Source organism: Raoultibacter phocaeensis, assembly GCF_901411515.1.
In the GTDB taxonomy this organism is placed as follows: domain Bacteria; phylum Actinomycetota; class Coriobacteriia; order Coriobacteriales; family Eggerthellaceae; genus Raoultibacter; species Raoultibacter phocaeensis.
On the sequence record NZ_CABDUX010000001.1, the window covers coordinates 1456652 to 1468983 of the forward strand.

Below are 12332 nucleotides of genomic sequence, written 5' to 3' on the forward strand. Positions count from 1 at the left end.
GCCCTTACCGCGAAAGGGGCTTCGAACGTTGCGAATGCGACGTATGTACGGGCGTTTGAATGCTCGGGATGCCTACAATCGTACCCTACGCGTTTTTGGCGGTATGCATGCGCGATGTACCGTGCGCGCGTATGCGTTTGTCAGATTTCGAGAAAAAGCCCCAGATCAACCGCCATCGTACCTGAGGTTCGAGGGGAGAAAAACGCATTGAACCAGCATTCGAACCTCTGCGGCGATGGCAGTTTGTGCAGTGCGGTATAGGGTACAGCCATCCGAACACAAGGGAAATTCGGAAGATCATCTACCAAGGAGGGCACTTATGTCTAACCTATCGCGAAGGAATTTCATCACCGCAGGAGCGATTGCTGCGCTAGGCGGAACGCTTGCGCTTGCCGGGTGCGCGCCGAGCGGGGAATCGAAGCAAGCCGCGAACGCCGTCGAAGGCGAAGGAATGCGAGCGTGGAGGGGCTCCGCAAACGGCAAGGGTGGCAACCTGACGGTCGAAGTCATCACTGAAGGCGACGCCATCTCGCGCATCGACGTTATCGAAGAGCGTGAATCGTACGGCGTCGGCACCGAGGCGATGGACGTTCTCTCCGATCTCATCGTAAACAGCCAAACGCTCAACGTGGATACGGTAACCGGGGCGACGGTAACGAGCATGGCGTTTCTCACGGCGGTTTCCGATGCGATCGACGCTTCGGGTATGAAGTCGAGTGAGTGGAAGAAGCGCGACCATGCGGTGCCGCTCGCTCCCGAAAACCTTGAAACCGATGTCGACATCGTAGTTGTCGGTGCTGGTGGAGCGGGCTATGCGGCGGCGCTTACGGCTGCCTTATCGGGCAAGAAGGTTGTGCTCCTTGAAAAGCTTGGGATTACGGGAGGCGACACGATTCTCTCGGGTGGCGCTATGGCGGTTCCAGGCAACTGGTTCCAGGCTAAAGAGGGAATAGAAGACAGCGTTGAGAAGATGGCCGAAGACATGATCGTTGGCGGAGACAATGTGGGCGATCCCGAGCTTGTGAACGTCATCTGCAACGGCGCGTACAACGCGATGGAATGGCTCGTCTTCGAAGGCGGCGTTTCATGGCAGCCTTACCAGCGCTTCTTCGGCGGCCACTCGGTATCGCGTGCCCTTATCCCCGAAGGCAACGAAGGCAGCGGCATCATCTGCAAGCTCGAACGGCGTGCCGAGGGTCTCAAGAACCTCGTGATATGCCGCAATACGAAAGCAGAGGAGCTTGTGCGGGATTCGACCGGCGCTGTTACAGGTCTCAAGGCGACCAATCTCGCCACGGGCGATGCCTATGATTTCTCGTGCAAGGCGATCGTGCTCGCGGCAGGCGGTTTCGGCTCCAACGTCGAAATGCGCATGAAGTACAACCCTGAGATGGACGAGAAGATTCTCTCCACCGACTCGGTGGGCGCAACGGGCGATTGCCACGTGATGGCCGAGAAGATCGGCGCGGAGCTCATCGACATGCAATACATCCAAACCTATCCTACCTGCGACACGCAAACCGGAGCTCTGCTGTACGTGGGTAACATGCGTCTGGAAAACCGCGCCATCTGCATCAACAAGGAGGGCGACCGCTTTGTCGAAGAGATGGAGCGACGCGATGTCATTTCAAATGCCATCAAAGAACAAACCGATGGCATCGGGTACATGATCTTCAATCAGGAAGGGCTCGATGCAACCGACATCGCTACGGTGAACGCCTCCGAGATGGACAGCTTGACGGTGCGCAACCTTCTTACCAAAGGCGAGACCATTGCTGAGGCGTGCGAACCCTTCGGCATCAACGCGGCCGAACTCGAGAAAACCGTCGAGAAATGGAACCAATACTGCGCCGACGGTTCGGATCCTGATTTCAACTACCGGGCTGCATTGAATCCGATCGAGGGCGGACCTTATTACATCATGGCTTACAAGCCTTCGGTCCATTACACGATGGGTGGTTTGCGAATCAACGCCGATGCGCAGGTGCTCGATACCGAAGGCAATCCCATCGTCGGCTTGTACGCCGCAGGCGAGCAGGCAGGACACAAGATGGGGACGAACCGCCTCGGATCGTGCTCCATCACCGACATCTTCGTGTTCGGTCGTATCGCTGGTGCGAATGCGGCATCGCTCGTGTAACGAGGCGGTGAGGCGCAGCAGGGCCCTGTCGGTTTCGGCGGGCCCTGCTGCTTGACAGCGAGGCCTCATCGTCTATGATTTGCTCATGCAGAGCTCCGTTCCATCAGTGGAAGATTCCTTGAATCCGGCCGAAAAAAGGCGGGATGGTTCGTCGACGGTAAGTCCTCCGAATACGCGCCTGATCATGAGCAAAAGCGTGCTGCTCGATAGTGCGGGACTCGCCTGCTATATCGCATGGAGTTTCGTGTTTTGGAACGGATCGCTTCTGTTCGGAGGCGCACACCAAGGCGCTTTTGTCGGAAACCTGTTCGTGTGGCAGGGTGCGATGACGGCGCTCACCGCTTTGCTGCTCGTTCTCTCCGTTGGAAAAACGGCACCGCTGCAAAAACGAAAGGCGCTGCTCGGTGTTTTCGCCGTGCTCTCGAGCGTTGCTGTGGTGGCAACTGCGCTGGTCGGCTACCAGAGCGCTCCGTTCGAGTACATGATTGCTGGTTTCGCTTTGAGTGGCATCGGCAGCACGCTGCGCCTTGGGTGGGAAGAGCGGTTGACCATGCAGGGCGTATCGCGTACGGCGCTCTGCGCGGGACTTGCGTATCTGTTCGGGTTCATTCTGTTCGCAATCGTATCGTTGATGCCGGTTCTGCCCGCCCTCGGCGTTTCGGCAGCGCTTCCGTTCGGAGCATTCGCATGTTTGCTCGTTGCGAACAAGCGCAGAAACGAACCGTCGGAGTTGCCTTCGGGCGAAGCTGACTCCCGTGGCACGCAGGGCTGTAGAGCCGTTGGGATGTCTGTTGATTCCGAACGAAACGATATATCGCTCAAAGCGGGACGTGCAGCCGGGTTGAAGAGTTTGCTTCCAGGAATTCCTTGGAAGCTCGTCGTGGCGATTGCGCTTGCGTACTTCAGTTACGGTGCAACGAGAATCGGCGGCGTCATGGGTGGCCTCGCGGCATCCGACGCGGGCCATGTCGCTGTGGCGGGGGTTCCGGCCCTCGGCTGCCTCGTTGCCATCGCGCTCGCGTTTTTCTTCTACCGCAAGAACGCCCTGATTGCGTTTTACATTGCGTTTCCCCTTATGGCGCTCGCGTCGCTCTTGCCTTCGGGCATCGACCCACTTGGGGGAAGCACGACGTTCTGCGTTGCGCTTGTGGGTGCAGAGCTGGTGAAATACCTCGTATGGTTTCTTATGATTGACACCATTATAAAGGATGGCGTTTCCGCGCTTTTGTGTCTTGCCCTCATGCGCTTCGCGCAATGGTTGGGAAGCTGCCTCGGGCAAGTCGCCGCCGATGCGCTTCCGACGCAGGAGGCGCTTACAATCGCTATCCTCGTTTCTCTCATGGCGGCGCTGCTCGTGATCATGGGTTCGCCATTTTCGGGCAAAGGGTTTGCGGGCGCTCGCACGGGCGGCGGGAGCGATCTCGGCTTCAGAGTTGCCGAGGTGTCCCGGAGCTTCGGTCTCTCCCCCCGCGAAGAAGAAGTCCTTTCCATATGGGCGACGGGGCATTCCGGGGCGTATATCGAAAAGAAACTCTTCATATCGAAGAGTACGGTGAAAACCCACCTCAACCACATCTACGCCAAAACGGGAACCGGCAATCGCGAAGAGCTGCTTGAGTTGCTCGATTCATTCGAGAAGTGATGCGTTGTGGGTGCAGGTATTGCGCCGCGAACGCCCGCGCCACCAATGGACGGCGCGGGCGTTCGGCCTTACGAAACCTGATGCCGTTTGAAGGTTCGGGCGGCCAAGGGAACGCAAACAAGCACGACGAGCAGGTACAGGAGAATCGTTGCAGACTGCAGATCGAGAACCGCCGGCCCGAGGGGATACGATGCGAGCTGCAAGAACAATGTGGTAAAGTCGATGCTGTTCATGGGCATAAAGTAGAGGATATGGTTCACGATTCCCGACGGTGTTCTCGGGATGAAGCTCGGTATGATGACGAGCGCTGCGATGATTGCGAAGATGGACAGCACGGATTTGAGCTTCGCCGAAAGGAGCAGTGTGAATGCCGTGATGCCCAGCACGATGCAGTACGTTATGCCGAAGCATACGCCTACGGCCTGAGCCATCGTCACGTCGTATGGTACGGTAAGCGAGGTCAGCTGAATCGGCAGGTCCGCTCCGTCGGTGCCATAGCACAGAAGCGGTATGCCCAGTGCGATAACGGCGCTGAGCGCGAACACCCCAGTTGCGAAGGCGAATGCGGCGATAATCTTGGCACCGACGAGCTTGCTCTTGCCATAGCGTGTTGCGAGGATCACCGAATCGGTCTTATCGCGATATTCCGCTGCGAATACCGGGGTGACTCCGATGCCGACGGCGATAATGCAGAAGAACAGAAAGCCGGTGCACGCGAGAATCTGCTCCCATCCTTTTGCGTAACCGTATTCGAGCGGTGCGGATACGGCCGAGGCTTTTTCGATCCAATAGGCGCGCTCGGCCTCGCTATACGTCCATGTACCGTTCATTCCTTCGTCTAACACCGCACTCAGTTTGGCGGCCTTCATCCCATACAGGTCGACGGTATCCGAAGTGTCGATGCGCGGGGCGACGGCGCTCGGTAGCTCGAACCCGACCATCCACGGCGACAGCACGAGGTACAGGCACGGGCCATGGGTGTTTTCGTATTCGAGGTACTCGCTCATAAGCTCGTCCGACTGCTCGATCTCCTCTTTGAGCTTCCCGTTCTCAAAGAAGCTCTGGTAACCGCGGATCATCGCTGTTGCATCTTCGTCGGTCACCGGCCCTGCGTGGAGCTGCTCGATGTCCTTCGTCTGGGCGATCGCCGCAAGCCCCGTAACGGGATTGCCCTCGTTGTCGACAGCCGATTGCTGGATGACGTTGAGGGAGAAAATAAGAACCATGTACGCGAGCAGCACGAGCACCGATACGAGGGTGACTTTGCGTGCGAGTATCTTCTTCAGCTCGAAACCGATGAGATCACGCATCGCGTCCTCCTTTCGCTTCCGGCTGAGGATCACCCTGTAGGGCGCTCTTCCGCTTTGGCAGCGGGGAACCGTAGTCTATCTGGTCGCTGAACAGGTACAAGTACAAATCTTCGAGGGTGGGCAGAAGCGGTCGGGCGTCGTTTGTCGGCGGCAGATCCGAAACGATGCGCAGCACGGCAAGGCCGTCGGAGTCGTAATGGATGTTCCCGATGGTGTACTTGGTTGCCATCGAATCCGCTCCGCGCGGATCGGTTCGACATTCCCACACCTTGCCCTCGATTTGCCGTACGACCTCTTCGGGGGATCCGGAGTGCATGATGGCCCCGCTTTTCATGAGGAATATGTCGTCGGCTATGTATTCGACATCCGAGACGATGTGCGTCGAGAGGATGACGATCTTGTCTTGAGAGAAGCCCGAAATGAGGTTTCGGAAGCGCACGCGTTCTTTCGGATCGAGGCCGGCGGTCGGCTCGTCGAGCACAAGAACCTCCGGCTCGTTGATGACGGCCTGCGCGATGCCGAGCCGCTGTTTCATGCCTCCCGAAAACGTTTTGATCTTTGCTTTCGCCACGGATTCCAATCCGACGAGTTCGAGCAGTTCGAGCGAGCGGCGCTTTGCGTGCGCGCGATCGAATCCTTTGAGCGCTGCGAGGTAGAGCATGAAGTCGAGAGCGGAAAAATCGGGATAATATCCGAAATCCTGCGGAAGGTAGCCGAGCTTGTTCCGATAGACTTCGCCGAGCTTCGAGATATCCTGTCCGTCGTAAAGCACTTGTCCGGATGTCGGGCTGAGCACATCGCAGATCATGCGCATGAGCGTGGTTTTCCCGGCTCCGTTGGCTCCGAGCAGGCCGTACACGCCCGGTGAGAAGGTCACGCTTACGCGATCGACCGCGATGGCGCTGCCGAACTGCTTGGTAAGCCGGTCGAGTTTGAGTTCCATGAGGGTCTCCTATGAAGAACGAACGGATAGTGGCTTGAGGTGATCGAGTCCTGCCCCGACGCGCGTGAGGTACTCTTTCGCTTGCAGAAATGCTACTACGGCGACAATGCCGAACAGCGCCGCCCAGACTCCCGTCGACGCCATGAGATAGACTTTCGGCAGCGATTGCCATGCGGCAGATGCGGAAAGCGCGATAGCTAAGCCCAGCACGAGGGAAAGCTGCGTGCTCGTGCCGCGCTTGACGTGGTTCGCTATCCAAAAGCCGAGCGCGCAGGTGCCGAAATACGGTATGCAGGCGAACAGGAGTACCTCGACGGGCTGCATTCCCGACAAAGCGGGGACGGCGATCATCGCGCAGGTAAGCATGACGATGTCCGAAAGTCCGAGGATGATAAGGCGCGATAACGTGACGTGCCGACAATCGAACCGACAGGCGTACTCCAGTTCGGCAACGTTCTCATCGCTGCTCTTGAATAGTTCGGGTAATCCGACGACCACCGTCAAAGCACCGAAGGCGGCGACGATCGGCGAGCTCTCGAGTCCGCCGTTGGTCCAGGTGCAAGCGAGAAACATGAAAGCCAACAGTGCCGCTTGGGCGATCCATGTGCGCGCACCGATGAAGCGCACTTGTCCTTGGACGAAACGCGCAAAGGTCACGCCGTCGGCATGCGCATTTCGCGTGCGTGCGGTGCTCTCTGGTGTCGCCGCACGGCGAATTGCAGCCACCGTTGCGGCTTTCTTGTGGGGGTCGGGCTCGATGCGCGTCGCTTCGAAATGCGATTCGAGCTTTCGTTCAAGCTTACGGGTATCCATTTGCATCATTCTCGATTCTGTTCGGCATCTTCGATCCAGCGTTTAAGTGCTGCAAGCGCCTTTGCGAGTTTTCGAGATACGGCGAAGCGGGAAAGCCCGAGAAGGGCGGCTATCTCGATGATCGAAAGGCCTTGGTCGTACTTCAGGGCGATGATCTCCTTATCGGTTTCCGGAAGCCGTGAGATCATCTCGGCAAGCTCGAAGCCCTCGGATTCGACGTGCGGATCGGCGATGCGTTCGTCGAGTTCGACCGTGCCCGGCTTTTGCATGCGGTGGCGATCCGCACACAGGTTGCGGGCGATCGTGTACAGATACGCGAGGGGCTTGCCGCGTTCGGTATAACGCGATCCGCTGCGGACGAAACGCAGGAACGTTTCCTGAGTCAAGTCCTGTGCATCTTCCCGCGAGCCGATGTGTCGATAGCAGTAGCGAAACACGTCGTCGTAATGCAGCTCAGCGAAGCGCGCTGCTTCTGCACTCCCTGTGTTTCCGCAATCCGATTGATCCAAGCTTTTTCACCTCCTGATATCTCTAACGAAGCAAGGGGGGCGCATGTGCGCCCGATTCTCGATTTTTTTGAAACCGCATCACAAGTCGGTTGCATTTGGCGAAACCGTTACGGTAGCACGGGCATGCGCAGCCGAATGACGGCACGGGGGTACGTATCCGTTGCGGCGAAGGCCGATCGCGGTTTCGCGCACACGTTCGCTCAAGACGGCGTGGTTGGTGCAACCATACTAAAGCATTGCGGTACGACGTGCTGCGACAGAGCTCCCGAGACTTCATGACCGTATTCGAGCCCCGTTTGGTTAATCGCTTAAAAGCGCTTGTTGCACCTATGCAAACAAATGATATTTACCTACACTCATAAAAGCGGTTGCGCTCGTATGGGGCTGCGGTATCGGTTGCCGCCATCCCTCAGTTCGTCTGTCCGAATGCCCAACCGTGCTGAAAGGAAGATTGTGACCGAGGCAAACGAAAACGGCATCGAAATGAACGGATCGCAAACAGACTCGGTTCGGAGGTGTTTCCTGTGAAGATACTCGTATCGCCGGCGAAAAAGATGAACAACGCCGATGACGTGTTCGCATGGCGCGACCTTCCGCGTTTCGTCGATCGGGCCGAAGAGCTCATGCGGGCGGTCAAAACGCTTACCTACGACGAGGCGAAGGAGCTGTGGCGCACGAGCGATGCGCTCACCGAGCTCAACTTCGAGCGCTTTCGTACTATGGATGTGCGGGGGCTCGAGGGTGGCCTGAGTCCTGCGGTGTTCTCGTATGAAGGCATCCAGTACCAGCATATGGCGCCCGCGGTTATGGAGCAGAGCCAGCTCGAATACCTGCAAGAGCACCTGCGCATCCTTTCTGGGTTTTACGGCATGCTGCGCCCGTTCGACGGCGTGGTGCCGTACCGCCTTGAAATGCAGGCGAACCTTTCAGTCGGCGGTGCACGCGATCTGTACGCATACTGGGGTGATGATCTGGCGAATGCGGTGGCGGAAGATGAAGGCGAAATCCTCAACCTCGCATCAGTCGAGTACGCCAAAGCAGTGCTTCCGCACCTGAATGCTCGGGAAAGAGGACAGGGGAAAACGCAGGCGCGTCAACCGTCCTGTGGGCTCGGAGGTGGGTTGCACGTTGTAACGTGCCTATTCGGTCGCATCGAACAGGGAAGGCTCAAGCAGCGGGCGACTGCGGCCAAGGCGGCGCGGGGCTCGATGGTGCGATGGTGTGCCGAGCGGCGTATCGAGCGCGCAGGCGATGTGCGGGCGTTCGATGTGGCGAATTATCGCTATCGGGAAGATCTGTCCGAAGAGCACACCTACGTGTTCGAGGAGCCGCGCGTTTGAACCGGTAGGAGCTACAGCGAGGGTCCCTGGTTCTTTTCGGCGGCATTTCGACGATTTGTCCTGAAAGATGCAGGCGCAAGAGGCGCATGGGGCTGCGCCCGTGGCGACGCATCTGGCGGACCTGCGCACGCGCCTCGCATCCCCGAAGCGTCGGTGCGTCCCTTGCGCTCGCATCGTTGTGCGCACGAAGTGTTAGCACCCTGACCGCCAAATTCGGTTCCGACAATATGCGGTGGCGGGTCGTATCTGTGGTAGGGTGTTTTTTGTCAGAAGGGAGACAACCTATGAAACGACGCCTAATCGCGCTCGGCGCGATTGCATGCGTGGCGAGCGCCGTGCTGCTCGCCGCGTGCTCGAATGCGGAAGCACCGTCTCAAGGAGGCGCGCAACCCGCCGGCTCGGCTGATGCGTACGCGGTGGCGCTGCCTGCTTTTCCCGCAGAATCCTCAGAAGACGATCCCGACGCCTGGATGAAAACGCTCGACGAGAACCCGCTCGATCCCGCCTTCATCGAATCGCTTTCCGGGTTCTCGTACAAAACCGCTGCGGCGGTACTCGCCGATGCGGATGAGAATAGCACGTATTCGCCCATCAGCCTCTACTATGCTCTCGCGCTTGCCACGCAGGGCGCAGCCGGACAAACGGCCGACGAGATGAACGCCGTGCTCGGAGCGCCCGATCCTGCAGCGGTACCACGCGAGGCGGGCAATCTCTATCGCGTCCTGTACGGCGATCCGTTCTCGAAGATCGATTTGGCGAACTCCATCTGGATGCGCGAGGGCGATGAATTCAAGCAGGACTTCATTGATACGGCCACGCAGCAATTCTATGCAACGCCGTTTTCGGTGCAGTTCGGCACCCCCGAAGCCGATCAGGCTATTGCCGATTGGATTGCGGCCAACACCAACGATACGATCGAGCCTCAGGTTCAAACGCGCGAAGACCAGCTCATGTCGATCATCAACACGGTGTATTTCAAGGGTTCGTGGTCCGACCAGTTCGATGCTTCATCGACTAAGGAAGACGTTTTCCATGCAGCTGGGGGTGACACGGGGGCCGAGTTCATGACGCAACGGCTCGACAAGCCGCGCGAGTACGTGCAAACCGATCGCTACACGCGTGCGAGCCTTGATTTCGTCGGCGGAGCGCGCATGACGTTCGTGCTTCCTGCCGAGGAAACGGATCCGGCCGACATCCTTTCCAACGAAGCGCTTCTCGAAGAGGCGTTCACGAAGGATGCCGAGGATATCGGCTACATCACCTACACCGTTCCCAAGGCAACGTTCGATACCTCGTTCGACCTGATTCCGCCCCTCGAGTCGCTCGGCATGAAAACCCCGTTCTCAGACACGGCTGACTTCTCGAACCTGACCGAGGTGCCGGCTTTCATTTCCTACATCAAGCAGGAGAGCTACATCATGTGGGATGAAAACGGGGCAGAGGCGAGCGCGTATACCGACATAGGTATATCCGAGATGTCGGCGGCACCCGACAGCTTGAAGGAAATCGAGTTCACACTCGACCGACCGTTCCTGTTCGAGATCACCTCATCGCAGGGTGTACCGCTCTTCATCGGCGTGTGCGAGAATCCCGCGGTGTAAACGGGCGCGTGCGGCAGAAGGTGTCGTGCTGCTGGTGAGAATCCTGCGGTGAGAGGGCGCGTACGGCACAAGCATCGTATTGTCGCAGGAAACCCGATGGCGAGCGATTCGTAACGTCGGTTCCCGTATCGGTTTTCTGCGGGTAGGTGGGGCATCCGTAACCGCTCGTTGCATCTCGGCAACAAATGGGTCGGGCGCACACGCTGCGTCGCATAATGAAAGCAGCCCCAAAGCGGGGCTGCTTGCGTTTTGATGGCCGTAATGAAAAACGAACCCGCAAGCGTGTGCTGCAGGTTCGATCGGATGCGGTATGGTGCCCGAGGCGAGAGTCGAACTCGCACGTCTTTCGACAACGGTTTTTGAGACCGCCGCGTCTGCCATTCCGCCACTCGGGCGCAAGCAAGTAGTATAGCGGAAGCGCGAGCTACCGCCAAGAAGAAACGAGACCTGCACGGGTAATTCCCAAACCTTTGCAGGCATACGCGACAGGAGGACGGCATGGAGCATGAAGAGCTGAACGCGAAGATCGATGCGTACATCGACGAGGTGTGGGAGCAGGTCGTCGAAGATATTGACACGCTTGTGCGCATACCGAGCACCGAAGACCTCGACCATGCCGCCCCGGGAGCCCCGTATGGCGAAGGCCCCGCCGAGGCGCTCAAAGCCGGAGTGGCTCTTGCCGAGAAGCTCGGATACGATGCAACCAACATGGACGGCCATATTGCGTTCGCCGATCTTCCCGGGAAAAGCGACACGCAGATCGGCATCATCGGCCATCTCGACGTGGTGCCTGCCGGGTCCGGTTGGAACTTCGAGCCGTTCCAGGTCACGCGTAAAGACGGCTACCTCATCGGCCGCGGCGTGCTCGACGATAAAGGTCCGAGCGTCGTGGCGATGTACGCCATGCATTTCTTCCCGCAGCACAACATCGAGCTTCCCTACACGATCCGCATGATCATGGGCGCGAATGAGGAGAGCGGCATGCGCGACGTGGCGTACTACCGCGAGCATGTTGCCGACCCCGCGTTCATCTTCACGCCCGATGCCGATTTCCCCGTCTGCTACGGCGAAAAGGGCGGATTCGATGGCCGCTTCGAAAGCGTGCCGATGGGTGGAGACGCCATGATCGTGGATTTCGGCGGCGGCAATGCAACGAACGCGGTGCCTGCGGAAGCCTACGCCATCGTGAAGGCGGATCCCTCGACGCTCGCCGACACCGACCGCATTACCGTGTCGGATGTGAACGGAAACGCGCGCCTCGACGCGAAAGGTATCGGCGGCCATGCTTCTAAGCCCGAAGGAACGATCAATGCGATCGGGCTCATCGTTGACTACCTGCTCGAAAACAACCTGTGCTCGGATGAGGAACGGGCGTTTCTCACGCTGCAACACGATCTGCTTTCCGCAAGCGATGGCAGCGGCGTGGGAGTGAAAACCTCCGACGAACACTTCGGGCCTTTGACCCTCATCGGCGGCACGGTGGAAAAAGACGGCGATCGGATCGTTCAGACGATCGACATCCGCTATCCCACGTCGATTACTGCTGACGAGCTCATTGAAAAGCTCGGCGCGCGTGCGAAGAAAATCGGTGCAGAGTTCGACAACACGCTTTTGATGGTGCCGTTTCTGGTTGAACCCGATTCGCCGATGATCCAGGCGCTGCTCGATTCGTTCAACGATGCAACGGGCATGCACGAAAAGCCCTTCACGATCGGCGGCGGCACGTATGCACGCGAGTTTACCTCGGGAGCGAGCTTCGGCCCGAACATGCCATGGCTCGAGCATCCCGATTGGATTGCGGGCGAGCACAGCGCGAACGAGGGCGTGAGCGAGGACATGCTCAAATCGGCGCTCAAAATATACATTCTCACGATCGATCGGCTCATGAAGATCGATTTCTAGGCGGATATGCGAAGTGCTAAGCCTAAGGGCTTGCACAGCATCGCGCATCCGTACACGTGTGGACTGTGCAGGCAGTCATGGCGAAGATGGTTGCGCGCCGACCGTGCCTTTTTGGCTGGTCGGCGCGCTATG

General features: G+C 58.5%; 9 protein-coding genes and 1 tRNA gene. 5 read left to right on the plus strand and 5 right to left on the minus strand.

All coding sequences use genetic code 11. From position 1 onward, the window contains the following. Positions 1-319: 319 nt before the first annotated feature. Together FJE54_RS05725 and FJE54_RS05730 are read left to right on the plus strand one after the other, a co-directional pair. Entirely contained in the window at positions 320-2140 is a 1821-nt protein-coding gene (locus FJE54_RS05725) for a flavocytochrome c (protein WP_139651746.1), read from the plus strand. Positions 2141-2324: 184 nt separating this feature from the next. Then, positions 2325-3782, plus strand: a complete 1458-nt coding sequence (locus FJE54_RS05730; protein WP_139651747.1) for a helix-turn-helix domain-containing protein — start codon at positions 2325-2327, stop codon at positions 3780-3782. Between the two features lie 68 nt (positions 3783-3850). Here the strand turns inward: FJE54_RS05730 and FJE54_RS05735 are convergent, their stop codons facing one another. From FJE54_RS05735 to FJE54_RS05750, 4 genes are read right to left on the minus strand one after another with little or no spacing between them, the layout of a single operon-like run. Continuing rightward, entirely contained in the window at positions 3851-5092 is a 1242-nt protein-coding gene (locus tag FJE54_RS05735; RefSeq protein WP_139651748.1) for an ABC transporter permease, read from the minus strand. Further along, entirely contained in the window at positions 5085-6035 is a 951-nt protein-coding gene (locus tag FJE54_RS05740; protein WP_139651749.1) for an ABC transporter ATP-binding protein, read from the minus strand. Before FJE54_RS05740 ends, FJE54_RS05735 begins: the two co-directional genes overlap by 8 nt. Before the next feature lie 9 nt (positions 6036-6044). Beyond that, on the minus strand, positions 6045-6848 hold the full coding sequence (locus tag FJE54_RS05745) for a hypothetical protein (RefSeq protein ID WP_139651750.1): 804 nt from the start codon (positions 6846-6848) through the stop codon (positions 6045-6047). A gap of 5 nt (positions 6849-6853) precedes the next feature. Continuing rightward, on the minus strand, positions 6854-7357 hold the full coding sequence (locus tag FJE54_RS05750) for an RNA polymerase sigma factor (RefSeq protein ID WP_139651751.1): 504 nt from the start codon (positions 7355-7357) through the stop codon (positions 6854-6856). A 524-nt stretch (positions 7358-7881) separates the two neighbouring features. Here FJE54_RS05750 and FJE54_RS05755 point away from each other — a divergent pair. After that, on the plus strand, positions 7882-8697 hold the full coding sequence (locus tag FJE54_RS05755; protein ID WP_139651752.1) for a YaaA family protein: 816 nt from the start codon (positions 7882-7884) through the stop codon (positions 8695-8697). 284 nt (positions 8698-8981) lie between these two features. Next, entirely contained in the window at positions 8982-10298 is a 1317-nt protein-coding gene (locus FJE54_RS05760; RefSeq protein ID WP_139651753.1) for a serpin family protein, read from the plus strand. A gap of 311 nt (positions 10299-10609) precedes the next feature. Here the strand turns inward: FJE54_RS05760 and FJE54_RS05765 are convergent. Then, a tRNA-Leu gene (locus FJE54_RS05765) sits at positions 10610-10693 on the minus strand. Positions 10694-10796: 103 nt separating this feature from the next. Between FJE54_RS05765 and FJE54_RS05770 the strand changes: the two genes are divergently transcribed. Then, entirely contained in the window at positions 10797-12200 is a 1404-nt protein-coding gene (locus tag FJE54_RS05770) for a Sapep family Mn(2+)-dependent dipeptidase (RefSeq protein ID WP_139651754.1), read from the plus strand. The last annotated feature ends 132 nt before the right edge of the window (positions 12201-12332 follow it).

Bases quoted from the DNA above. Each gene is read 5' to 3' on its own strand.
- FJE54_RS05770 (WP_139651754.1), top strand. From the start codon at position 10,797: ATGGAGCATGAAGAGCTGAACGCGAAGATCGATGCGTACATCGACGAG.
- FJE54_RS05745 (WP_139651750.1), bottom strand. From the start codon at position 6,848: ATGGATACCCGTAAGCTTGAACGAAAGCTCGAATCGCATTTCGAAGCG.
- FJE54_RS05730 (WP_139651747.1), top strand. From the start codon at position 2,325: ATGAGCAAAAGCGTGCTGCTCGATAGTGCGGGACTCGCCTGCTATATC.
- FJE54_RS05760 (WP_139651753.1), top strand. From the start codon at position 8,982: ATGAAACGACGCCTAATCGCGCTCGGCGCGATTGCATGCGTGGCGAGC.
- FJE54_RS05740 (WP_139651749.1), bottom strand. From the start codon at position 6,035: ATGGAACTCAAACTCGACCGGCTTACCAAGCAGTTCGGCAGCGCCATC.
- FJE54_RS05735 (WP_139651748.1), bottom strand. From the start codon at position 5,092: ATGCGTGATCTCATCGGTTTCGAGCTGAAGAAGATACTCGCACGCAAA.
- FJE54_RS05725 (WP_139651746.1), top strand. From the start codon at position 320: ATGTCTAACCTATCGCGAAGGAATTTCATCACCGCAGGAGCGATTGCT.